Source organism: Micromonospora sp. NPDC007271, from assembly GCF_040634005.1.
Taxonomy (GTDB): Bacteria; Actinomycetota; Actinomycetes; order Mycobacteriales; family Micromonosporaceae; genus Micromonospora.
This window is the reverse complement of record NZ_JBEYER010000001.1, coordinates 57,774-80,510: the sequence shown is the minus strand read 5'-3', so window position 1 is coordinate 80,510 and position 22,737 is coordinate 57,774. Positions and strand designations below refer to the sequence as shown.

Annotated in this window: 24 protein-coding genes; 19 read left to right on the top strand and 5 right to left on the bottom strand. The window is 75.1% G+C overall.

Annotation, left to right across the window (positions count from 1 at the left end):
• The first annotated feature begins 8 nt into the window (after positions 1 to 8).
• The 6 genes from ABZ570_RS00340 (at position 9) to ABZ570_RS00315 (ending at position 5,387) form a co-directional block, all read left to right on the top strand.
• Positions 9 to 755 (top strand): winged helix-turn-helix domain-containing protein, encoded by a 747-nt coding sequence (locus ABZ570_RS00340; protein WP_358055080.1) that lies wholly within the window; start codon positions 9 to 11, stop codon positions 753 to 755.
• A gap of 203 nt (positions 756 to 958) precedes the next feature.
• On the top strand, positions 959 to 1,744 hold the full coding sequence (locus tag ABZ570_RS00335) for an isocitrate lyase/phosphoenolpyruvate mutase family protein (protein WP_358055078.1): 786 nt from the start codon (positions 959 to 961) through the stop codon (positions 1,742 to 1,744).
• A 129-nt stretch (positions 1,745 to 1,873) separates the two neighbouring features.
• A complete protein-coding gene (locus tag ABZ570_RS00330; protein ID WP_358055076.1) occupies positions 1,874 to 2,839 on the top strand; it encodes a hypothetical protein in 966 nt (321 codons plus the stop codon).
• A gap of 76 nt (positions 2,840 to 2,915) precedes the next feature.
• Positions 2,916 to 3,392 (top strand): DUF1203 domain-containing protein, encoded by a 477-nt coding sequence (locus ABZ570_RS00325; protein ID WP_358055074.1) that lies wholly within the window; start codon positions 2,916 to 2,918, stop codon positions 3,390 to 3,392.
• A 28-nt stretch (positions 3,393 to 3,420) separates the two neighbouring features.
• Positions 3,421 to 4,353 (top strand): PfkB family carbohydrate kinase, encoded by a 933-nt coding sequence (locus ABZ570_RS00320; RefSeq protein ID WP_358055072.1) that lies wholly within the window; start codon positions 3,421 to 3,423, stop codon positions 4,351 to 4,353.
• A gap of 41 nt (positions 4,354 to 4,394) precedes the next feature.
• Complete coding sequence (locus ABZ570_RS00315) at positions 4,395 to 5,387, top strand: carcinine hydrolase/isopenicillin-N N-acyltransferase family protein (protein ID WP_358055070.1); 993 nt, start codon at positions 4,395 to 4,397, stop codon at positions 5,385 to 5,387.
• A 96-nt stretch (positions 5,388 to 5,483) separates the two neighbouring features.
• Here ABZ570_RS00315 and ABZ570_RS00310 read toward each other — a convergent pair whose 3' ends face one another.
• From ABZ570_RS00310 to ABZ570_RS00300, 3 genes are read right to left on the bottom strand one after another with little or no spacing between them, the layout of a single operon-like run.
• Positions 5,484 to 5,762, bottom strand: a complete 279-nt coding sequence (locus ABZ570_RS00310) for a hypothetical protein (protein WP_358055068.1) — start codon at positions 5,760 to 5,762, stop codon at positions 5,484 to 5,486.
• A complete protein-coding gene (locus ABZ570_RS00305) occupies positions 5,759 to 6,019 on the bottom strand; it encodes a DivIVA domain-containing protein (RefSeq protein WP_358055308.1) in 261 nt (86 codons plus the stop codon). Before ABZ570_RS00305 ends, ABZ570_RS00310 begins: the two co-directional genes overlap by 4 nt.
• The gene (locus ABZ570_RS00300; RefSeq protein ID WP_358055066.1) at positions 6,016 to 6,270 is read right to left on the bottom strand and encodes a hypothetical protein; all 255 of its coding nucleotides are present in this window, start codon (positions 6,268 to 6,270) and stop codon (positions 6,016 to 6,018) included. Before ABZ570_RS00300 ends, ABZ570_RS00305 begins: the two co-directional genes overlap by 4 nt.
• A gap of 303 nt (positions 6,271 to 6,573) precedes the next feature.
• Between ABZ570_RS00300 and ABZ570_RS00295 the strand changes: the two genes are divergently transcribed.
• The 5 genes from ABZ570_RS00295 (at position 6,574) to ABZ570_RS00275 (ending at position 12,280) form a co-directional block, all read left to right on the top strand.
• The gene (locus ABZ570_RS00295; protein WP_358055064.1) at positions 6,574 to 6,816 is read left to right on the top strand and encodes a GntR family transcriptional regulator; all 243 of its coding nucleotides are present in this window, start codon (positions 6,574 to 6,576) and stop codon (positions 6,814 to 6,816) included.
• Between the two features lie 148 nt (positions 6,817 to 6,964).
• Positions 6,965 to 8,206: a histidine kinase gene (locus tag ABZ570_RS00290; RefSeq protein ID WP_358055062.1), complete on the top strand. Its 1,242-nt coding sequence runs from the start codon at positions 6,965 to 6,967 to the stop codon at positions 8,204 to 8,206.
• Positions 8,203 to 8,868 carry a response regulator transcription factor gene (locus ABZ570_RS00285; RefSeq protein WP_358055060.1) on the top strand — a complete coding sequence of 222 codons (666 nt, stop codon included), beginning with the start codon at positions 8,203 to 8,205 and terminating at the stop codon, positions 8,866 to 8,868. The genes ABZ570_RS00290 and ABZ570_RS00285 overlap by 4 nt, the downstream gene beginning before the upstream one ends.
• 149 nt (positions 8,869 to 9,017) lie before the next feature.
• Complete coding sequence (locus tag ABZ570_RS00280) at positions 9,018 to 9,791, top strand: ABC transporter ATP-binding protein (protein WP_358055058.1); 774 nt, start codon at positions 9,018 to 9,020, stop codon at positions 9,789 to 9,791.
• 5 nt (positions 9,792 to 9,796) lie between these two features.
• On the top strand, positions 9,797 to 12,280 hold the full coding sequence (locus tag ABZ570_RS00275) for an ABC transporter permease (protein ID WP_358055056.1): 2,484 nt from the start codon (positions 9,797 to 9,799) through the stop codon (positions 12,278 to 12,280).
• Positions 12,281 to 12,337: 57 nt separating this feature from the next.
• On the opposite strand, the gene ABZ570_RS00270 is transcribed toward ABZ570_RS00275, so the two are convergent.
• Positions 12,338 to 13,714 carry a serine/threonine-protein kinase gene (locus ABZ570_RS00270; RefSeq protein ID WP_358055054.1) on the bottom strand — a complete coding sequence of 459 codons (1,377 nt, stop codon included), beginning with the start codon at positions 13,712 to 13,714 and terminating at the stop codon, positions 12,338 to 12,340.
• A 548-nt stretch (positions 13,715 to 14,262) separates the two neighbouring features.
• Here ABZ570_RS00270 and ABZ570_RS00265 point away from each other — a divergent pair.
• The 8 genes from ABZ570_RS00265 (at position 14,263) to ABZ570_RS00230 (ending at position 21,397) form a co-directional block, all read left to right on the top strand.
• Entirely contained in the window at positions 14,263 to 14,892 is a 630-nt protein-coding gene (locus ABZ570_RS00265; protein ID WP_358055052.1) for an RNA polymerase sigma factor, read from the top strand.
• Positions 14,893 to 14,911: 19 nt separating this feature from the next.
• A complete protein-coding gene (locus ABZ570_RS00260; RefSeq protein ID WP_358055050.1) occupies positions 14,912 to 15,697 on the top strand; it encodes a hypothetical protein in 786 nt (261 codons plus the stop codon).
• Positions 15,698 to 15,853: 156 nt separating this feature from the next.
• Positions 15,854 to 17,086, top strand: a complete 1,233-nt coding sequence (gene egtA / locus ABZ570_RS00255) for an ergothioneine biosynthesis glutamate--cysteine ligase EgtA (RefSeq protein ID WP_358055048.1) — start codon at positions 15,854 to 15,856, stop codon at positions 17,084 to 17,086.
• A complete protein-coding gene (gene egtB, locus ABZ570_RS00250) occupies positions 17,083 to 18,420 on the top strand; it encodes an ergothioneine biosynthesis protein EgtB (protein ID WP_358055046.1) in 1,338 nt (445 codons plus the stop codon). The genes egtA and egtB overlap by 4 nt, the downstream gene beginning before the upstream one ends.
• 16 nt (positions 18,421 to 18,436) lie before the next feature.
• The gene (egtC, locus tag ABZ570_RS00245) at positions 18,437 to 19,183 is read left to right on the top strand and encodes an ergothioneine biosynthesis protein EgtC (RefSeq protein ID WP_358055044.1); all 747 of its coding nucleotides are present in this window, start codon (positions 18,437 to 18,439) and stop codon (positions 19,181 to 19,183) included.
• 52 nt (positions 19,184 to 19,235) lie between these two features.
• Complete coding sequence (gene egtD / locus ABZ570_RS00240; RefSeq protein ID WP_358055042.1) at positions 19,236 to 20,201, top strand: L-histidine N(alpha)-methyltransferase; 966 nt, start codon at positions 19,236 to 19,238, stop codon at positions 20,199 to 20,201.
• Between the two features lie 226 nt (positions 20,202 to 20,427).
• Positions 20,428 to 21,015 (top strand): TMEM165/GDT1 family protein, encoded by a 588-nt coding sequence (locus tag ABZ570_RS00235; RefSeq protein WP_358055040.1) that lies wholly within the window; start codon positions 20,428 to 20,430, stop codon positions 21,013 to 21,015.
• Positions 21,016 to 21,190: 175 nt separating this feature from the next.
• Positions 21,191 to 21,397: a hypothetical protein gene (locus tag ABZ570_RS00230; protein WP_358055038.1), complete on the top strand. Its 207-nt coding sequence runs from the start codon at positions 21,191 to 21,193 to the stop codon at positions 21,395 to 21,397.
• A 14-nt stretch (positions 21,398 to 21,411) separates the two neighbouring features.
• Here the strand turns inward: ABZ570_RS00230 and nhaA are convergent, their stop codons facing one another.
• Positions 21,412 to 22,722: a Na+/H+ antiporter NhaA gene (nhaA, locus tag ABZ570_RS00225; RefSeq protein ID WP_358055036.1), complete on the bottom strand. Its 1,311-nt coding sequence runs from the start codon at positions 22,720 to 22,722 to the stop codon at positions 21,412 to 21,414.
• Positions 22,723 to 22,737: the final 15 nt, after the last annotated feature.

Sequence of the window (22,737 nt, the reverse complement as noted above, 5' to 3'; positions counted from 1 at the left end):
ATGGGTACATGTCCACGACCAGCATCGACGACCGGGGAATGGCCGGGCTCGCCGCGCTGCTCGCCGACCGTACCCGGGCCGCCTTCTGCCTGGCGCTGCTCGACGGGCGGGCCTGGACGGCCGGGGAACTGGCCCGGGCCGCCGGGGTGGCACCCTCGACGGCGAGCGAACACCTCAGCCGGCTGGTACGCGGTGGGCTGCTCACCGAGGAGCGGCAGGGCCGGCACCGGTACGTCCGCCTCGCCGGCCCGTCGGTGGCCCAGCTCATCGAGGACCTGGCCGGCCACGCCCCCGCCCCGCCGGCCCCGCCCCGCACGTTGCGCGCCGCGTCCGCCACCACCGCCCTGGCATACGCCCGGACCTGCTACGACCACCTGGCGGGCCGGCTCGGTGTGCTGGTGCACGACGCGCTGCTGGACCGGGGCGTGCTGGACCGGACGGGCGGGCTCGCCCTGACCCCGGCCGGCGTGGCCTGGCTCGGGGAGCTGGGGGTGCCGGTCGAGCCGCTGCGCACGGGCCGGCGACCGCTGGTCCGGGACTGCCTGGACTGGACCGAGCGCCGCCCGCACCTGGCCGGCGCGCTCGGCGCGGCGCTGTGCCAGCGCTTCCTCGACCTCGGCTGGACCGTCCGCGGCACCGGCCGCGCGGTCCGCCTCACCCTGGCCGGCCGACCCGCCCTCGCCGCCGCCCTCGGCGTCGACCCGGCAGCCCTGGCCCCACCCGCCACCCCCGACACCGGCCCCGCCCGCGCCTGACCGCGTCCACCTCCGTCGATCATGACGTTGGCGGCGATGTCGATCTCCGCGACGGCCGCCAACCTCATGATCGACAGGGCAGGCGGCGGGTTGGGTGCGGGGGTGGCAGGGCGGACGGTTCGCTGCCGCGCCACCGGGGCCCCGGCCGGCTAAGAGTCGCACCCCACCCTCCGTGTCCCGACGAGCCTCGAGGTGACCATTCGATGAATGAGCGCACCGCCACCTTCCACGCCCTGCACCGGCCGGGCGAGCCGTTGCTGCTGCCGAACGCCTGGGACCACGCCTCTGCCGCGGCCCAGGCGGCCCGCGGGCACCCGGCGATCGGCACCACCAGCCTCGGCGTCGCCGCCGCCGTCGGGAAGCCGGACGGGACGGGGGCCACCCGGGCGGAGACCCTCGAACTCGCCCGCCGGCTGCGTGACCTGCCGGTGCTGCTCACGGTTGACGTCGAGGGCGGCTTCAGCGACGAACCGGCGGCGGTGGCCGACCACGTCGCCGAGCTGGCCGCGCTCGGTGTGGTCGGGGTGAACCTGGAGGATGGCCGCCCGGACGGCAGCCTGGCGCCGCCGGGGCTGGCCGCCGCGAAGATCGGGGCGGTCAAGGCCGCCGTGCCGGGGCTCTTCGTCAACGCCCGCACCGACGCCTGGTGGCTGGGGGTGCCCGAGCCGCTGGACGAGGCCCTGCTCCGGGCCCGGGCGTACCGCGAGGCGGGGGCCGACGGGCTGTTCGTACCCGGGGCGCCGGACGACAGCGTCGGGCTGCTCGCGGCCGAGGCCGGCCGGCCGCTGAACGTGCTGTACCGGCCCGGCGGCCCCGGCCTGGCCGAGCTGGCCCGGCTCGGGGTGGCCCGGCTCAGCACCGGCTCTCTGCTGTTCCGGGCCGCCCTCGGTGCGGCGCTGGACCTCGCCGACGCCGTCCGCGCCGGCCGGGAAGCCGACCTGCCCGCGGCCCCCTCGTACGGCTGGGTGCAGGAGCTGACCCGACGCTAGGGGTCGGTGTGCCCCGATTGAGGCACCTTAGAGAGGGATAGGAGGATTGTTCGGGAGTAGTCCGGTCCGGCCGATTACGGTGTGGTCAGGCGCAACACACGCGTCCTGCCCGGAGAGGGGGGCCCGACCATGCGAGTGCCCAGCCGAAGCCCCGGCCAGCAGCCCGGGCCCGCCACCGCGGCCACCGCCCCCAGCCGCCGGCTGCCGACTGCCGCCGGCGAGCGCCCGGCCGCCGACGCGCCGGACCTGGCCGCGTACCGGGCGGCCGTGGCCGAGCTGCTGGTCGAGGTCGGCGCCCTGGCGGACGCCCCGTCGACCACCGCCCGCCAGGTGCTGCTGGACCAGCGGCTGCGCGAGCCGGCCATCGCCGCGGTCCTCGACGCCACCCCGCAGGGACTCGTCGGCGCCCGGGAGACGCTGCTGCTGGAGATGGCCCGCCAGCAGTCCGGCGCCCGCGGCTCGGCCCACGACCTCACCGCCCTGGTCCGGATCTACCTGCTCTCCCGCATCGACGTGATGTGGTGGCGGGACAGCCCGACCTTCCTCACCGACCAGCAGGTCGACGCCAGCATCGACCTGGTCGACCTGGAGTGGCTGCGCCGGCGCGGCCTGCTCGCCTTTTGCTATCGGGAACAGCCCGCGAGCCTCGTCGGCCGCGGGTGGGGGGCCGTGCGGCGCCTGCTCCTGCCGGACCTCACCCCGCACACCGCCGGGCTGGCGTTCCGCCGGACCCGGCGCGAGGTGGTGGCCCTGCTCAACGACATCGGCCGGGAGTTCGCGTCGGCCACCCCGCCGGCCACCCCGCCGCTCTGGGTGACCAGCCTGGCGCGCAGCGCCGAGCACCAGCATCGGCTGCGCCGCCTCGGATACGCCGCCATGATGCCCAGCGGGCACTGCCTCGGCTGGGCGGCCGACCTGGAGCTGGCCTGGTACCGCCGCTTCGGAGCGCGCGACGCCCTGGCCGAGCTGCTGCTGGCCCGGCAGCGGGCCGGCGAGATCAACGTGGTCGACGAGGGGCAGACCTGGCACGTCTGCCTCGCGCCCACCGCCCGCCGCCGGTTCCGCCGCGCGTACGAAGCCGAGATGGGGGTGTGAGCGGGCGGCCGACGGCCGCAACGCGAGGTCCGATCGCCGCCAGCATCCGCCGGGCGTACGGGCCAGGCTGGGTGTTGTGACGAAGGGACTCGCGTACCTGATCCAGCCGATGCCGGGCGAGACGCTGGCCGGCGTACGGCGCGGCGGCCTCGACGCGTCCGGCCAGCCGCCGCAGCGGCTCACCGCCGAGGGAGGCGAGCCGCTGCGCTGCTGCCTGCGTGACGCCACAGCGGGCGAGCCGCTGCTGCTCTTCGGGTACGCCCCACCGCTGCCGGCCGGCCCGTACCGCGAGGTGGGGCCGGTCTTCGCCCACGACGCCGACTGCCCCGGGCCGGACCGCCCGACGGGCTACCCGCCGGACTGGCGCGGGCGGCCCCAGGTGCTGCGGGCGTACGACCGCCGGGGCCGGATCGTGGGCGGCCGGCTCCACGACGGCGGCGACCCGGAGCGGGTCATCGCCGAGTTGCTCGCCGATCCGGCGGTGGACCGGCTGCACAGTCGCAACGTGGTGTACGGCTGCTTCATGTTCGCCGTCGCGCGTCCGGGGGCGTGACCGGCGGTGGCCCGGGTATCAGCCGGGCATGGCCGGACTGGACGCGCTCGTGGTGGGCCAGGTGTGCCGGGATCTCGTCCTGCTCGTGGACGAGGTGCCCGGTCCGTCCCGTACGACGCCGGTGCGCCGTCGGCGGGAACTGCTCGGCGGCAAGGGGGCCAACCAGGCCGTCGGGCTCGCCCAGCTCGGCGCGCGGCCCGGGCTGCTCGGTGTGGTCGGCGAGGACGAGGTCGGCGACCGGCTGCTCGGCCAGGCCCGCAGCGACGGCATCGACGTCGCCCCGGTACTGCGCCGGCCGGACACGCCCAGCGCGCTGATCGTGGACGTGGTGGACGCCCGGGCACACTGGCGCTACCTCGAGGACATCCCCGAGGCTACCCTGCTGACCGAGGCGGACGTGACCGGTGCGGCGGAGGTGCTGGGGGCGGCCCAGGCCGTACTCGTACAGCTCCAGCAGCCGCTGCCGGCGGTGCTCGCGGCGGCCCGGTGCGCCCGCGCCGCGGACCGGCTGGTCGTGCTGGACGGCGCTCCGGAGGACCCGGACGGCGCGGCCGAACTGCTCGCCCTCGCCGACGTGCTGCGGGCCGACGCGCAGGAGGCCGGCCTGATCGTGGGCGACGCGCCGAAGGACGCCGAAACGGGCCTGCGGGCCGGCCGGGAGCTGCTCGCCCGGGGGCCGTCCCTGGCGGCGGTCGAGGTGGCGGGGGAGGGGAACGCCTTCGTCTGGCCGGACGGCGAGCTGTTCGTGCCGCTCAGCGACACGCCCACGGTGGACACCACCGGCGCCGGGGACGCCTTCGTCGCCGCCCTGACCGTGGGCCTGCTGCGCGGCGAGCCGCACGAGCGCCTCGCCCGCTACGCGGTGGCTGCGGCAGGTGCCACCGTCGGTCATCCCGGCGGCCGGCCCGCCCTCACCTCCGCGGCGATCGACGCGCAGCTGGCCCGCATCCCCGCCTGCTGAGCCGATGGACAACCGTCGCTGCCGCCTCTAGCGTCGCGAGCATGCGGAGGACTTTGCTCGCCACCGGCCTCGCTCTGCTGCTCGCTGGCACCGGCTGCGCCGCCGGCGAACGGACCCCGCCGTCCTCGACCGGCACGCCGAACGCCTCCCGGCAGGACGCCGACCAGGCCGAGCGGACCCTGGCCAGCCTTCGCAAGGTCGACGACCTGCCGCTGTACGAGATGACCTACGTCGGGGACTACGACCCGATGGCCGGTATCTCCGGCTCCCCCGAGGCGAGCCCGTTCGGCTGCTCGCTGTTCGCGGCGCTCGGCGACCGGAGCCGCCCGTTGTTCGCCCGCAACTTCGACTGGGACCCGAACCCGGCGCTGGTGCTGCGCACCGATCCGCCCGACGCGTACGCCTCCGTCTCGCTGGTGGACATCTCGTACCTCGGCGTCGGCGACGACCCGGCCGGGGACCGCCGGCTGCTCAACGCGCCGCTGCTGCCCTTCGACGGGATGAACGAGCGCGGCCTGGCGGTGGGCCTGGCCGCCGACGACGGGGCGACGGCGCGGCCCGTGCCGGGCCGCCCCACCGTGGGGTCGGTACGCATCCTCCGGCTGGTGCTGGACGAGGCAGCCACGGTGGACGAGGCGATCGGCGTGTTCGAGCGGTACAACCTCGACTTCGACGGCGGGCCGCCGCTGCACTACCTGCTCGCCGACGCCACCGGCGCCTCGGCGGTGGTCGAGTTCGTCGACGGCGCGATGCGCGCGGAGAAGGGTCGGGGCACCTGGCAGGCGCTGACCAACGTGCCCGCCGTCGGCGTTGCCGACCGCGACCTGCGCCGGGACCACCGGTACGGCCTGCTGGCCGAGGCGCTGGACCAGGCCGGAGGGGCGGTGGACGCGCCGTCCGCGCTGCGCCTGCTCAACTCGGTGCGTCAGGCGCACACCCGCTGGTCCGTGGTGTACGGCCTGACGACGGGCGAGGTGCGGCTGGTCACCGCCGGGGGCGCCGGCGAGCGCGCCTACCGCCTGCCGATGGGCTGACCTCTTGGACGGCAGCGGGTTGCGTCCCGGTGCGGCTCGGTTTCCCGGGCGTGACGATGATGTCTGATGCCCTTTCGAGCTGAGTCGTTGGTGATGTCAGCCGCCCCGTCCGGGCGCGGGCGGGTCGCCCGCCGCGGGGCGGCAGGGGCCGTCGTGGTCGGCCGGCAGGGCGCAGCGGGCGGGGCCGGGCAGCCGGGCGTCGCACCAGACCCGGGTACGCACGAACTGGCGGTCCTCCTCGCTGAGGGTGGTCTCGCCGAAGTCGATGGCGGTGACGTGCTGGAGCGATACCCGGAGCGCGACGGCCAGGGCGGCGGCGTCGGCAGAGCGGGTCAGCGTGGTGGGCAGGTGGATGATCCACCGGGGCGCGCTCATTGCGGCCACCGGCTGTTCGGGGAGGCCGGGTGGTCCCGGCAGCCGGTGTGCCGGGACTGCCACTGGCGCAGGGCCTGCCGGATGCGTTCCGCCTCGGTGGTGGCAGTGGTCAGCTCGCGGCGTAACCGGTCGAGTTCGTCGGCGGCGCGGTCGAGCAGCGCGTCGACCTGCGCGGGGTCGTAACCGCGCCAGCGGGTGTCGAAGGTGGCGGCCCGGAGCTGGTGAGCGTACAGGTGCTGGCCGGTCACGTAGATCACCGCCGGGGCGCCGTCCACTCGGCGACCAGGCCGGCGACCTGGTGCTCGGTGAGGCCGCGCCGGTCGAGAACCCGGCGGCCCCAGCGGTGCAGGCGGCACGGGTGCGGGGCGCGGTCGTTGCGGCAACGGGGGCCGTTCGGCCACTGCTCCGCTGCGTGTACGGCGATTGCGGTCACCGCGAGGCCGACGTCCTCGGCCGTCACGCGCGGCGGCTGGGGAAGCTCGCCGAGAACAACGTCGATCGAATCCATGTCCCTCCCTGGTCGATGGGAGCGGCACCGAGACGGGCGGGGACGACCGGCGCGACCGCGCGTCCGCGCCGGCCGGAGCCCGGCACCCGCCCCGGGCCTGTCCGTGCTGGAACTGTGAGGTGGCTGAGGTCGGAGCAGCACACGGCCGCGCCGGTCGAACGCCGCTCCGAGAGAAGGTGCACAGTGCCTAGCTGGGCTCTTCTCGCTCCAAACTTTACCGATAATACTGGTAAAGTCAACGATGCGCTTGAAGTCCTCCCGGCGGCATGATCAGATGGGCGTGCCTAGCTGGGAGTACTTCGCATGCCCGCATCACGGAAGTTCGAGCCGCACTATCGGCGGATCATCGCCGACATCAGGGGACGCATCGCCTCGGGCGAGTGGCCACCCGGCCACAAGCTGCCGTCCACCAAAGCGCTCGCCGACATGTACGAGGTCGGCAGCCAGTCCACCGTCCGTCAGGCGATCACGATCCTCATCGAGACCGGCGAGTTGTACGGCCACCAGGGCCTCGGCGTGTTCGTTGCCGACCGTTCCTCGTCCTGAGGTCTGGGTCAGCTCCCGACTGATATCGCTACCGCTATCAGCTCGAAAGGCGATGCGGGGGAGTACCTGCCGGGGCGAAGCTGCCGGCCCAGCGATCGTTCGAGCCCGGCGCGGCCGGAGGGCACCTCCGGGCACCCTCGTACGCTGGGTGACCGTGGACCGCATCATCTTCGGCCGGCCGCTACGCAGCGTCGCCTTCGACGTCGCCGTCTCCGGGCTGGTGGCGCTCTTCGCCGTCGCCGGGGGCGTCGCCCAGCCGGGTGGCTGGAAGGCCACCCTGGTCGGGGTCGGGATGGCCCTGGTCCTGCTGTTCCGGCGGACCCACCCGTCGGCGGTGGCGGCGGTGGTGGGCGCGCTGGCGCTGGTCCAGGTCGTCCTCGGTTGGGGTCCGCTGGGCTACGACATCGCCGTGCTGATCGCCCTCTACAGCGTGGTCAAGTACGCCGACCGGCTCCGGGACGGGGTGATCGCCGGGCTGGTCGCCGCGGTCGGCGTGGTGCTGGCCGCGCTCCAGGTGCGGGGGCCGGCCGCCTGGTGGGCCAGCGCGATCTACTTCGGGCTGATCACCGGCGCGGTGTGGCTGATGGGACTGAACGTGCGGACCCGCCGGCTCTACGTGCTGAGCCTCGAGGAGCGGGCGAGCACGCTGGAACGCGAGCGGGAGGCGGAGGCGCGGGCGGCGGTGGCCGAGGAGCGGACCCGGATCGCCCGGGAGCTGCACGACGTGGTCGCGCACAGCATGGCAGTGATGATCGTGCAGGCCGACGGGGTCCGGTTCACCATCGACCGGGACCCGGCCACCGCCCGCGAGGCGGCCAAGGTGGTGGCGGACACCGGCCGGCAGGCGCTGGAGGAGATGCGCCGGCTGGTGGGCGTACTGCGGGAGCCGAGCCGGCCGGAGCCGGTGGCCGCGCCGGGCGCGGCGGCCGAACCCGACGGCGCCCTCTCCGCCGAGCCGGCGCACCGCCGGCCGGCGCTGGTGGAACTGCCCGCTCTGCTGGACCGGTTCCGCGCCGCCGGCCTGCGGGTCGACTACGCGGTCACCGGCGATCCGGCGCCCCTGCCGCCCGGGCTGGAGCTGACGGTCTACCGGGTGGTGCAGGAGTCGCTGACCAACGCGCTCAAGCACGCCGGGGTGGGCGCGTCGGTGGAGCTGAGCCTGGACTGGTCCGCGACCACCGTCGTGGTCCGGGCCGTGGACGACGGGCGCGGCCGGCCGGTGGTCCGGCCGGCGCCGTCCGGCGGGCACGGCCTGCTCGGCATGCGCGAGCGGGTCGGGGTGTACGACGGCAGCCTCACCGCCGGCCCCACACTGGCCGGGGGCTGGCGGGTCGAGGCGCGGCTGCCGCTACCGTCGGCGCCGGGGACCGAGCAGGGGGAGGCGGCATGACCGTCCGGGTGTTGATCGTCGACGACCAGGCGCTGGTGCGCGCCGGGTTCCGCATGGTGCTGGACTCCCAGCCGGATCTGGCGGTGGTGGGCGAGGCGATCGACGGCGCCGACGCGCTGCGGGTCCTCGACCGGGTCGAGGCGGACGTGGTGGTGATGGACCTGCGGATGCCGACCATGGACGGGGTGGAGGCGACCCGACGGATCTGTGCCCGGCCGCCCGCCGGGCGGCCGCGGGTGCTGGTGCTCACCACCTTCGACACCGAGGCCGACGCGTTCGCCGCGCTCCAGGCGGGGGCCAGCGGCTTCCTGCTCAAGAACGTCCCGCCGGAGGAGTTGCTGGCCGCGATCCGGGTGGTCGCCGAGGGTGACTCGGTGGTGGCCCCGTCGATCACCCGGCGGCTGTTGGACCGGTTCGCCGGTCAGCTCGGCCCCGGACCCACTGAGGACCCCCGGTTGACCCAGCTCACCGAGCGGGAACGGGAGATCCTGCTGCTGGTGGCGCAGGGGTTGTCCAACGCGGAGATCGCCGCCCGGGTGCACGTCGCCGAGGCGACGGTGAAGACCCACGTCGGCCGGATCCTGGCGAAGCTCCAGCTCCGCGACCGGGTGCAGGCGGTGGTGCTGGCGTACGAGAGCGGCCTGGTCACGCCGGGCGGCTGAGCCGGCGTACGACCTGGGTCGTACGGGTCCACCCCGTCGGGGGCGACCGCCGGCGTACCAGGATCGAGCGCGCAGGTGGAGATCAACCGGGCGGCGTCGGCCATAGCGTCGGAGGCGTCAGATGAACATCTCCACACGGGGAGCAACACGTGTCCGTCGCACCCGCGACCACCGGCGTCGCCGTCACCGCCCGAGCGCTGCGCAAGGAGTACGGCTCCGCGCAGTCCCGCGTCGTCGCCCTCGACGGCGTCGACCTCGACCTCGCCGCCGGCGAGTTCACCGCCGTCATGGGCCCCTCCGGCTCCGGCAAGTCCACCCTCATGCACTGCCTCGCCGGCCTCGACCGGCCCTCCGCCGGGACCGTCCGGATCGGCGACGCCGACCTGGCCCGGCTCGACGACCGCCGGCTGACCCTGCTGCGGCGGGAGCGGATCGGCTTCGTCTTCCAGAAGTTCAACCTGCTGCCGACCCTCACCGCCGAGGAGAACATCGTGCTGCCGCTGGCCATCGCCGGCCGCCGGCCCGATCCGGCCTGGTTGCGGCAGGTGGTGGCCGCGGTCGGGCTCACCGACCGTCTCGGGCACCGGCCGGCCGAACTCTCCGGCGGCCAGCAGCAGCGGGTGGCAGTGGCCCGCGCGCTGATCACCCGCCCCTGGGTGCTCTTCGCCGACGAGCCCACCGGCAACCTCGACTCCCGCTCGGGCGCGGAGGTGCTGCGTCTGCTCCGCGAGGCGGTCGACACCCTCGGCCAGACCGTGGTCATGGTGACCCACGATCCGGTGGCCGCCGGCCACGCCGACCGGGTCGTCTTCCTCGCCGACGGCCGGATGGTCGACGAGCTGGTCCGGCCCACCGTCGGTCAGGTACGCGAGGCACTCACCCGCCTCGACCCGGCCGGCGCCGGCGTGCCGGTGGGGCGGTGACCGGGATGCTGCGTCTCACCCTGCGTCAGGTTCGCGCCGACTGGCTGCGCCTGCTGCTCTCCTCGCTGGCGATCGTCCTCGGGGTCGCCTTCGTCGCCGGCACCCTGATCTTCACCGACGGCATCCGCGCCGGGGCGTACGCCCGCGCCGGCACCTTCGACCGGCACACCGACCTCGGCGTGTACGGCCGGGACGACAAGCCCCTGCCGGCCGCCCTGGTGGACCGGGTCCGGGCCGTCGACGGGGTGGCCGCCGCCGGGGGTGAACTGCTCGGCTCGGGCGGGGTCGTCGGCGCCGACGGCCGGCCGGTGCTCGGCTACGCGGTCCTCGCCGCCGTCCCGACCGACCCGGCCGTGCAGTCGTACGACGTGGTGGCCGGCCGGCTGCCGCAGCGCCCGGGCGAGCTGGTCCTCGACGCGCCCACCGTCGCCGAGCAGGGCTTCCGGCTCGGCTCCCCGGTCCGCGTCGGCGGCGCCACCGGGGCGGCCCGGCCGTACACCCTGGTCGGCACCGTCGACGTGGACGGCACCTCGCGGGACGTCGGCGGGCCCTACATCGGGCTGGCCGGCGCGGACGCCCTCACGGTGAGCGGCCAACGCGGGTACGACCGGATCGTCGTCGCCGCTCGGCCCGGGGTGGACCACGCCGCGCTCGTCGAGCGGGTCCGGGCGGCGGTCGGCCCCGGCGTGGTGGTCAAGGACCGGCAGCGGATCCTCGACGACGCCGTGGAGGACGGCGTACGGAACCTGCGGCAGTTCAGCGCCTTCCTGCTCACCTTCGCCGCGGTGGCCGTGGTGGTCTCCGGTTTCGTCATCGCCAACACCTTCGCCATCGTGCTGGCCCAGCGCACCCGGCGTACCGCGCTGCTCCGGCTGGTCGGGGCCACCCGCGGCCAGGTGTTCCGGGCCACGCTGCTGGAGGCGGCGGTGACCGGGCTGGTCGCGTCGGCCGTCGGAGTGCTGGCCGGGGCGGGTCTGGCCGTCGGGCTGGACGCCCTGATGTCCGCCCAGGGCGCACCGGCGGGCGGCCCGCTCACGATGAGCCCGGCGACGGTGCTGCTCTGTCTCGTCCTCGGCACCCTGATGACGGTCGGTGCCGCCGCGGTGCCGAGCTGGCAGGGCACCCGGATCGCCCCGGTGGCGGCCCTGACCGACGCGGCCGTGCAGCCGGCCCGGCGGGCGGGCCGGATCCGGCTCGCGGCCGGCGCGCTGGTGCTCGCCGGGGGCGTGGCCGCCCTGCTCGGCGCCGGCGCGACCGGCCAGGTGGCGCTGGTCGCGCTCGGCGGGGTGCTGGCCTTCTTCGGGATCGTGCTGTTCGGGCCGGTGCTGGTGCCGGCGCTGGTCCGCCTGCTCGGCCTGCCGGTCCGTCCGCTGCTCGGCGCGACCGCCGGGCTGGCCGTCGCCAACGCCGTACGCAACCCACGCCGGATCGCCGCCACCGCGACCGCGCTGGTGATCGGGATCGGGCTGGTCACCGCCTTCGTGGTCGGCGCGGCCAGCGCCAAGCGGGGCATCGAGGACGGGGTCGACGCCGAGGTCGGGGTGGACTTCGTGGTGACCGGCATCGGTGGCGACCTGCCCGCCCCGCTGGCCGGCGCGCTGGCCGCCCGCCCCGAGCTGGGCGTGGTGCACGAGCAGCGCAGCCGGGTGGCCGACGGGGCGCAGCTGCGCGCGGCGCACCCGGCGCTGGTGCGCCGGACGCTGACCGGCGTCGACGCCGGCGACGTGGGCGGGCTGGGGCCCGGCGCGGTGCTGGTGCACCGGGAGTTGGCCGCGGCGCGCGGCTGGACCGTCGGGCAGAACGTCACCCTCGCCGGCCGGCAGTTCCGGATCGCCGCGGTGGTGCACGGCGACGACGCCCCGCTGGCCGGCAGCCCGGTCCCGGCCGGGTACGTGGTCGACGTGGTGGATTCGGACTTCACCCGGCTCTTCCCGGCGCAGCGCGGCTACCTCGCCGAGGTGGACCCGGCGCCAGGGATCGCCCCGGCGACCGCGAAGGCGGCGATCACGCAGGTGCTGGCCGACTACCCGACGGTCAACCTGATGGACCAGGCGGCGTACAAGAAGATGCTCACCGGCACGGTGGACATGGTGCTGGGCTTCGTCACCGCGTTGCTCGGCCTGGCGGTGATCATCGCGCTGGTCGGGGTGGCCAACACACTGTCCCTGTCCGTGGTGGAACGCACCCGGGAGAACGCGGTGCTGCGGGCGGTGGGGCTGACCCGGGGCGGCATGCGGGCCGCGCTGGCCGTCGAGGCGGTGCTCACCGCGCTGGTCGGCACCCTGCTCGGCATCGCGCTGGGCACCGGCGTGGGCGCCGGCGCGATGGCCGTCGTGGCCCGGATCGGCGGCGACTTCATCCTGGTCATGCCGTGGGGGCGGCTCGGCATCGTCGTGGCCGTGGCGGTGCTGGCCGCGCTGGCCGCCAGCGTCCTCCCGGCCCGGCGGGCGCTGTCCCGGCCGGTGGTGGAGGCGCTCGGCGCGGAGTGACGGAGAGCGACCTGGCTGGCGCACCGGGACCGGTGCGCCAGCCAGGCACCGGGTGGTTCAGCCGTTCGGTTGCTGGTTGCCCTCGCCGGTGCCCGGGGTGGTCGGCGTCGCGGTGCCGCTCGACGGCGAACTGCTCGGCGTCGTCGCGGGAGGGCTGCTCGGCGTCGTCGGCGGACCGGTCGGGTCGGTCGACGGTTCCTCCGTGGGCGACGGCTCGACCGACCCGCTCGGGGATCCGGTCGGGGTCGGGCTCGTCGTCTTCGACGGACGGCCGGTCGGCCCCGGCCGGTACGGTCGGCTGCTCTCCTGAGCGGAAGCCGACTCGGGAGCGGCCGGCGCGTCCTCGCTGGTCGCGACGGCCGGTGGGGTGCTCTCGATGGTGGTCGCCGGCTCGCCCGTGCCGTTGGCGGCGCCCAGCGCGGCACCGAGCGCGGCCATCGCCACGAGCACCGCGGCGAGCGCGCCGACGAGCGTCCCCCGCCGGCCCAGGCGACCGGGCCGGGGCCCGGCCGGCGTCGCCGGCACGACCGGGAGATCGTCCCTGGTGTCCGTCATCCCGGCCGAGTTGCGTAGTCGGACCGGCACCATCGAGGTCGGCGCCTCGGAGACAGCCGCACGGGCGGCGGCGGCCATCGCCGAGCCGCTCGGAAACCGCTCGGCCGGGTCCTTCGCGAGGGCCCGGGCGACCAGGTCGCGGACCGGCTGCGGGATGGCCGCCGGCAGCTCCGGCGGCTCGTCGTCCAGGTGCCGGACGGCCACCTGGAGCGGGTTGTCCCCGGTGAAGGGCGGGCTGCCGGTGAGGCAGCAGTAGGCCACCGCGCCGAGCGCGTAGACGTCGGTGGCGCCGGAGACCGGGCGGCCGGCGGCCTGCTCGGGGGCCATGTAGAGGGCGGTGCCCGGCACCGCGTTCGTGCTGGTGATGCTGGTCACATTGGTCGAGCGGGCCACCCCGAAGTCGACCAGCACCACGCTGCCGTTCTCCTGGACCAGCAGGTTGCTCGGCTTGACGTCCCGGTGGACGATGCCCCGGGCGTGCGCGGCGTGCAGGGCCTGGGCGACCTGCGCCACGACGGACATGGTCTCGGCGACGTCGAGCTGGCCGGCCGCCTCGATCCGCCTGGACAGCGGCTCGCCCTCGACGAACTCCATGACCAGGTAGTCGGCTCGGCTGCCGTCGGGCAGATCGTCCTCGCCGCAGTCGAAGACCTGCACCACGCCCGGGTGGCGCAGGGACGCCATGATCCGCGCCTCGGCGCGGAAGCGGGCGATGAAGTCGGGATCGGAGACCAGCGCGGGCAGCAGGACCTTGACCGCGACCTGACGGCCCAGCACCAGGTCCGTGGCACGCCAGACATCGCCCATGCCGCCGGTGGCGACACGGTCGTCCAGGCGGTACCGACCGCTGAGCACGACCCCCGAAGACAACACCCCCATACCGTACCCAGCACGGTCGCGAAGTATTTCCCGCGATCTCTCTTGCGCCGGCCGGGTCGGCGGTCCGACTCGATCCGCCGAACGGCCAGCCGCCGTCGCGCCGATCGGCCGAGGGTGATGAACCGGGTACGATCGGCCAGGAAAGGCCCGCCGCCGACGGTATGTCCGGCTGCGCGGCCCGGTTCACCACACTTTCGCCCGCACGTAGCGTCCGCGCGGTGGAGTTTGTTACGCCGACTCGCCGTTGACATCGGGCGATAATTCTCACTTCTGTGCGCTGGACTGCCGCCTTGTCCGTAGGTCCATCGGCTCCTACCGTTAGCCCGGCTTCGGGTCACCCCATCACGCGGGTACGGTGTGTCCGCCGACGGCCGTACATCGCGGCACGTGTCCATGCGCGTCCGCACGCTGCGCGTCGAACGCCGATCAGGTCAGCAGGGGGCTGATGGTGCGGGTGGTGATCCGGTCACCCGACCGGTCGGGCATCGGATGCGCCCGCACCGGCATGCTCCGGTCCCGGGAATCGGCAGGGCGGGAACGGCGGGTCCATGACCGGTGAGCTGAGCGAGGTGGTCGCCGCGGCGCAGGCAGGCGACGAGGAGGCGTTCCGCTTCCTCTACCGCAGCCTGCAGCCCGGCCTGCTGCGCTACCTCACCGCGCTGGTCGGCGGGGACGCCGAGGACGTGGCCTCCGAGACCTGGTTGCAGATCTCCCGTGACCTGCCCAGCTTCACCGGCGGCGAGTTCCGGGCCTGGACGGTCACCATCGCCCGTAACCGGGCCATGGACCATCTGCGCCGGCAGCGCCGGCGGCCGTCCCTGCCGGTGCCGGTGCAGGCGCTCAGCGGCCTGGCCGGGGACGCGGACACCGCCGAGCGGGCCGGCGAGACCATCGGTACCGAGAGCGCGCTGGCGCTGATCGCGACCCTGCCACCGCGGGAGGCGGAGGCGGTTCTGCTGCGGGCCGTGATCGGGCTCGACGCGGAAACCGCCGGGCGGGTCCTCGGCCGGCGCGCGGGAGCCGTTCGTACCGCGGCGCACCGGGGTCTGCGGCGGCTCGCCGCGCTCCTGGAACGCGTCGACGTCGGGCAGCCGTCCGAGCGGGCCGCGCCGCCCCGCCCCCGCACCGGGCGGGGGCGGCAGACGCCGAACGCGCCGAAGGCGGAGCCGGCGGACTGATGACTCTGAGGGGTTTGGGATGAGCTTTCGCCGGTCCGACGGGCCTGCCGACCGGGCGGAGTACGAGCGTCTCCTCGACGCGGCCCGCGCCGGACAGCCACCGTCGCCCGGGGCCGACCCGCTGGCCCACCTGCTCGCCGCGGCGGCCGCCCCGGCCGGTCCCGGCGAGCTGCCCGGTGAGGAGCAGGCGCTCGCCGCGTTCCGGGCGGCCCGGGCGAACCCGCCGGTCGCCCCGGCGCGCGTACCACGGCGGCGACGGTTACGGGTCGGCGTGGCGGCCTGGGCGGCCGGCCTCACCGCCGTCGCCACCGCGGGGGTCGCCGTCGCCGCGGTGAAGCTGGACCGGCCGGGGGTGCCGGTGCCGCCGCCGGCGTCGACCAGCGCGGGCAGCGCCAGTGCGGGCAGTCCCGATGGGGCCGGCACCGCCGGAGCCAACCCGGGTCCGTCGGCCCGGTCGGCCGACCCGAGTCCGACCGACGGCCCGTCGGCTCCGGTCCCGTCCGCCGCCCCCGACCCGACCCGTCCCGGCGGCCCCGACCGGCCGCCGACCGTGGGCAAACTGACCGGCCAGTGCCGGGCGTACCGGGCGAAGCCGGTCCCGGAGCGGGTGGAGGCGCTGGAGACTGCGGGCTTTGCCGACCTGGTCGCCGCGGCCGGCGGTGCCGATCAGGTCGACGCCTACTGCGCCCGGCTCGTGTCGGAATCGGCCAGCCAGCCGTCGCCGAACGCCAACTCCAGTCGCTCGTCGCAGGCCGCACCGGCAGGGACTCCCGCCCGCCGGCCCGGCAGGCCGGCTGTCGACTGACCCGGACCCAACCGGATTTCGGACAAACATTCATCTCTCCGGACGCGCCGATTCTGTCTGCTAGACAGAGGGTGGTGGGACCGTGCGTAGTTGTCGCGTGACGCTGCGTGTTTGGTCGATGTCGTGGTCGCCACCGCCGGAGAGAGGAGCCGTCTCTTGGTGATGTCGCCGGAGCTGGACCGGGCCACCGTCCTGCGGGACGAGGCCGCGGCAGCCGGGCACCTCGCCAGGATCTGCTTCAAGACCGGCCCACCGGCCCTGACCGGTGTGGAGCTGGAATGGACGGTGCACGACGCCGCGGACCCGGCCCGCCCGATCGACCGGGCGCGACTGCGCCGGGCGCTCGGGGGGCACTGCCCCGTCACCATCGATCCCACCAGCCCGGCCCGGAGGCTCCGGCACGGGGGCACCGTGACCGTCGAGCCGGGCGGGCAGGTGGAGATCTCCTCCGCGCCGCGACCGTCGATCGCCGCGCTGATCCGAGCCACCGAAGCCGACGTGGCCGAACTGGTTACCGCCCTGGACGCCGCCGGTCTCGTCCTCGGCCGGACCGGGATGGATCCCTGGCGGGTCCCGAATCCGGTCGTGGAAACGCCCCGCTACCAGGCCATGCGGTGTGTCTTCGACCGGCGCGGCGCGGCCGGTCGGGTCATGATGTACAGCACCGCAGGCCTCCAGGTCTGCCTCGACGCGGGGGAGCCGGACCGGTTGGCGCAGCGGTGGGCCGCCGCCCACGCCGTCGGGCCACCCCTGCTGGCCGCCTTCGCCACCGCCGACCGGTACGCCGGCCGGTGTACCGGATGGGCCTCCGCCCGGATGGCCGCCTGGCTGGCCATCGATCCGGCGCGGACCCGCCCGGTCTGGTCGCCCGCGCGGCCCGACCACGACCCGGTGGCCGCCTGGACCGAGTACGCGCTCGCCGCGCCCCTGCTCTGCGTGCGTGGCGGTCCCGACTGGACCCCGCCGGCCGGCGTCACCTTCGCCGACTGGCTGGCCGGGGCGCTGCCCCGCCCGCCCACCAGCGACGACCTGGAATACCACGTCAGCACGCTCTTCCCCCCGGTACGCCCGCGCGGCTACCTCGAGATCCGCTACCTGGACGCCCAGCCGGGCCGGCAGTGGCGGCTGCCGCTCGCGGTGCTGGCCGCGCTCTTCGCCGCGCCGGCCACCACCCGGGAGGCCCTCACGGTCGCCGCCCCGGTGGCCGACCGCTGGTACGCCGCTGCCCGGTACGGGCTGGCCGACCGGCCGCTGGCCGGCGCCGCGGTGGCGCTGTTCGAGCTGGCCCTGGGGGCCCTGCCCGGGCTGGACCTGCCGGCCGGGATCCACGAGGAGGCGAGCCGAGAGATCCGGCGGCGCCGCGCCGCCGCGGAGGGGAGGCACCGGTGACCACGACCGAGCGGCCGGGTACGGACAGCGAGCGGCTGCGCAGCCGGATCGCGGCGGAGCTGGACCGCACCCGGGGCCGTACCGCCCTGCTGACCGACGCGGTGGACGACGACGACCTGATGCGGCAGCACTCCACGCTGATGTCGCCGCTGGTGTGGGACCTGGCCCACGTCGGCAACCAGGAGGAACTCTGGCTGGTCCGCGACGTCGGTGGCCGGGAACCGGTGCGCCGCGACATCGACGACCTGTACGACGCGTTCAAGCAGCCCCGCAAGGACCGGCCCGCGCTGCCGCTGCTGCCCCCGGCCGAGGCGCGGGCGTACGTGCGGGCCGTGCGGGACAAGGTCTACGACCTGCTCGACGGGATCCGGTTCACCGACCGGAAGCTGGTCGAGGACGGGTTCGCGTTCGGGATGATCGTGCAGCACGAGCAGCAGCACGACGAGACCATGCTCGCCACCCACCAGCTGCGCGCCGGTGGGCCGGTGCTGGACGCGCCGCCGCCGCCCGAGCCGCGCGTGCGGGTGGGCGGGGAGGTGCTGGTGCCGGCCGGGCCGTTCACCATGGGCACCTCGACCGACCCGTGGGCGCTGGACAACGAGCGCCCCGCGCACACCGTCGAGCTGCCGGCGTACGTCATCGACGCGACACCGGTCACCAACGGGCAGTACCGCGCGTTCATCGCCGACGGCGGGTACGACGAGCCGCGTTGGTGGAGCGCGGCGGGCTGGCGGCACCGGGCCGAGGCGGGGCTGGTCGCGCCGATGCACTGGCGGCGGGACGGCGACGGCTGGGCGTACCGCCGGTTCGGCCGGTGGTCGCCGGTCCGCGACGACGAGCCGGTGGTGCACGTCTGCTGGTACGAGGCGCAGGCGTACGCGGCCTGGGCCGGCAAACGACTGCCCACCGAGGCCGAGTGGGAGAAGGCGGCGCGCTGGGACCCGGCGAGTGGCCGCTCCCGGCGCTATCCGTGGGGCGACGAGGAGCCGAGCGTCGGGCACGCCAACCTGGGCCAGCGGCACCTGTGGCCGGCACCGGTGGGGGCGTACCCGGCGGGCGCCTCGCCGCTCGGCGTGCACCAACTCGTCGGCGACGTCTGGGAGTGGACCTCGAGCACCTTCCGGGGGCACCCGGGCTTCGCCGCCTTCCCCTACCGGGAGTATTCCGAGGTCTTCTTCGGCGACGACTACCGGGTGCTGCGTGGCGGCTCGTTCGGCACCGACCGGGCCGCCTGCCGGGGCACGTTCCGCAACTGGGACTACCCGATCCGCCGGCAGATCTTCAGCGGCTTCCGCTGCGCCCGGGACGCCCGTCCGGAGGAGGCGGAACCGTGAGCGGCGGTGCCGGCTGATGTGCCGCCACCTGGCGTACCTCGGTCCGCCGGTCCGGCTGCGCAGCCTGCTGTACGACCCGCCGTACGGGCTGCTGCGGCAGTCCTGGGCGCCCCGCGACATGCGCGGCGGCGGCACCGTCAACGCGGACGGTTTCGGGGTCGGCTGGTATCCGGACGGTGGCGAACCGGTGCGCTACCGGCGGGCGCAGCCGCTGTGGAGCGACACCACGCTGCCGGGGCTGGCCGCGGTGACGGTCGCCGGTGCCATGGTGGCCGCCGTCCGCTCCGCCACGGTCGGCATGCCGGTGCAGGAGACGGCGGCCGCGCCGTTCGCCGAGGGGCGCTGGCTGTTCAGCCACAACGGCGTGATCCGGGGCTGGCCGGACGCGGTGGTGTCGCTCGCCGCCGAGCTGCCGGTCCGGGACCTGCTGACGCTGGACGCGCCGACCGACGCGGCGCTGCTCTGGGCGCTGGTGCGGCACCGGCTGCGGGCCGGCGAGGACCCGGCACGGGCGGTGGCCGCGACCGTCGCGGCGGTCACCGCGGTCGCCCCCGGGTCGCGGCTGAACCTGCTGCTCACCGACGGTGCGGTGGTGGTGGCCAGCGCGGCCGGGCACGCGCTGTCGCTGCGCAGTACGCCGGGGTCGGTGCTGCTGGCCTCGGAACCCCTCGACGACGACCCGGGCTGGCGGTCGGTGCCGGAGGGGCGGTTGGTGGTGGCCACCGCGACCGGGGTGCGGCTCCGGGACCCGGTGGTCGCCTGAAGCGACGTTTCCACAGGTGGGGCAGGAGTTCGGGCAACGGAAGGGACACCTGATGAGCGCGGAACCACTGGAGATCTACCTGGAGGAGCAGGACCTGGGCCGCAGTCTGCGGGAGGACGTGCAGGTCGGGCTGACGGCGCGGCCGAAGTGGCTGCCGCCGAAGTGGTTCTACGATGCCCGGGGCAGTGAACTGTTCGAGGAGATCACCCGGCTGCCGGAGTACTACCCGACCCGGGCCGAGCGGGCCGTGCTGGCCGAGCACGCCGACGAGATCGTCGAGCTGACCGGCGCGAAGACGCTGATCGAGCTGGGCTCCGGTTCGTCGGAGAAGACCCGGCTGCTGCTGGACGCCTTCACCCGCCACGGCGAGCTGGGCACGTTCGTGCCGCTGGACGTCTCGGTCGACGCGCTGCGCCAGTCCACCGGGCAGATCGCCGCCGAGTATCCCGGTCTGCGGGTACGCGGGATCGTCGGCGACTTCACCCGGCAGCTGGACCGGCTGCCCACCGGCGGCCGGCGGCTGGTGGTGTTCCTCGGCGGCACGATCGGCAACCTGCTCCCGGTGGAGCGGGCCGAGTTCCTGGCCGCCATGCGCGCCGCCCTGGAGGCCGGCGACTGGCTTCTGGTCGGCACCGACCTGGTGAAGGACCCGAAGGTGATCGTGCCCGCGTACGACGACGCGGCCGGAGTGACCGCCGACTTCAACCGCAACGTGCTCCGCGTGATCAACCGGGAGCTGGGCACGGACCTCGACCCGGAGGCGTTCGCCCATGTGGCGATCTGGGATCCGGAGCACGAGTGGATCGAGATGCGGCTGCGCGCCGAGCGCCCGATCCGGGCGCACGTGCTGGGCCTGGACGTCGAGTTCGCCGCCGGCGAGGAGCTACGAACCGAGATCTCGGCGAAGTTCCGGCCGGAGGGGATCGCGGCGGAGTTGGCCGACGCCGGGTTCGAGCGGCTGGCGTTCTGGACCGATCCGGACGGGCTGTTCGGCGTCAACCTCGCCCGGGCCGACTGAGCGGGCGCGGTGGGTGGGCGGTTCCCCCGCGCGGGGCCTGTGGCGCGGTGGGCTAAGCTTGCGGCGCGAAGGGGAGTAGCCCGCAATGTCGTGGTCGACATACTGATGCCTCCGCATCCGGCCACGCGGCCCCGGTCTCCGGGGCGGGCGAGACCTTCGACTCAGGCTGTCGCAGCCGGGTCGAGGGTGCCCCGTACCTCCTCCCGGCTTGATCGGGAAGGTTCGGATGGACGGTTTCCTCGTCGCGCTGGTGGTCAGCTTCGGCGTCATCTTCGTGGCCGAGCTGGGCGACAAGTCCCAGCTCATGGCCCTCACGTTTGCCACACGGTTCAAGACGGTACCGGTGCTCATCGGCATCACCGTCGCCACCGCGATCGTGCACCTGGCGTCGGTGGCGATCGGGTACGGGTTGCACGCCGCGCTACCCACCACCTGGATCTCGCTCATCGCCGGTCTGGCGTTCCTCGGCTTCGGCGCGTGGACGCTGCGCGGCGACAAGCTCACCGAGGAGGAGAAGCGCAAGGCGGAGAAGAGCAGCCGAAACGCCGTCATCGCCGTCGGCGTCGCGTTCTTCCTGGCCGAGCTCGGCGACAAGACCATGCTGGCCACCATCACGCTGGCGACCAAGTACGGCTGGTTCGGCACCTGGCTCGGCTCGACCCTCGGCATGGTTGCCGCCGACGCCCTGGCGATCGTGGTGGGACGGCTGCTCGGCCGGCACCTGCCGGAGAAGGCCATCCGGTACGGCGCGGCGGTCCTGTTCGCCATCTCCGGCCTCTGGTTGATCTTCGAGGCGGTCACCCAGCTGACCTGACCCGCGCGCGGTTCCGCCGCCGCGGCGCGGGTCGCGGCGGCGGAACGATGCCCGGCGCGGGTGATCGTGGCTGCCGCGCCTGGGTATGAACCGCACGGCACGCTGCGGCGGTGACGAGCACCGCCTAGCGTGACCCACGAGAGGCGAACACTGGCACGACCGGGAGGTTCAGCGCATGAGCAGGCACGACGAGCCCAACGAGTACGGCTTCGCCGGTGACCCCACGGCTCCCGAGCCGCCACCCGGCGGGCGCCCCGACGAGCGGGACAAGACCGAGTGGGTCGCGGTGCCGGCCGACGACCTGATGGAGCCGTACGTCGAGGCGGCGGAGGAGGAGACCGAGGGGCCCAGGGAGGAGCGCCCGGCCGAGCGCGAGCACTGACCGGCGGGTCGGCGCTACCGGAGCTCTTCCTGGTAGACGTCCGGCACGCCGTCGCCGTCGCTGTCCCGGCTCTCCCGTTCCGAGATCCGCCGGTAGACCCGGTTGCGCCGCACCAGCACCCCGGACGCGAGCAGGGCGGCGAGCAGTGACCCGAGCAGGACCGCCGCCTTCACCCGGTCGTCCTCGGGGCTGCCGGCGCCGAAGGCCAGCTCGCCGATGAGCAGCGAGACGGTGAAGCCGATGCCGGCCAGCAGCGACAGCCCGAACAGGTCCGCCCAGGTGATGTCCTCGTCGAGCTCCGCCCGGGTGAACCGGGCGAGCAGGAACGTCGAGCCGAACACCCCGACGGTCTTGCCGAGCACGAGCCCGGCGACCACCGCGATCACCACCGGGTCGGTGAGCACGCCGGCCAGGTCCACGTCGACCAGCGACACGCCGGCGGCGAAGAACGCGAAGACCGGCACCGCCAGGCCCGCCGAGACCGGCCGCCACCGGTGCTCCAGCCGCTCGGCCAGCCCCGGTCCGCCGCCCCGCCGGGCCAGCACCGGCACGGTGAAGCCGAGCAGCACGCCGGCGACCGTGGCGTGCACCCCGGAGGCGTGCACCAGGGCCCAGGCGAGCCCGGCGAGCGGCAGGAGCGCCCACCACCACGTGCGGCGTCGCTGCACCAGCAGGGCGAACACGGCGATCGGCACGAGCGCCCCGAGCAGCGGCAGGAGGTGGAAGTCGGCGGTGTAGAAGACCGCGATGATGATGATCGCGAAGAGGTCGTCGACCACCGCGAGGGTGAGCAGGAACGCGCGCAGGCCCTGTGGCAGGTGTGAGCTGACGACGGCCAGCACGGCCAGGGCGAACGCGATGTCGGTGGCGGTCGGGATGGCCCAACCGCGCAGCCCCGCCCCGCCCGCGGCGAGGGTCACCGCCAGGTAGCACAGGGCGGGCAGCAGCATGCCGCCCAGGGCGGCCACCACCGGCAGCGCCGCCCGCCGGGGATCCCGCAGGTCCCCGGCGACGAACTCGCGCTTGAGCTCCAGGCCCACCACGAAGAAGAAGATCGCCAGCAGCCCGTCGGCGGCCCAGGTAGCCAGGCTGAGGTCCAGGTGCAGCGACGCGCCGCCGGGCCAGGGGACCCAGTCGGCGAGTGCGGCGTACCCGGCCCGCCAGGGCGAGTTGGCCCAGACCAGGGCGAGCACCGCGCCGAGCAGCAGCAGCCCGCCGCCGACCGTCTCGGTACGCAGCACGTCGGCCAGGAACCGGGCTTCCGGCCAGGACCGGCGGGAGAGCAGGCGCGGTGGCCGGCGGGACGCCGGCGCGCGGTTGGTCATGCAGTGTCACCTCGG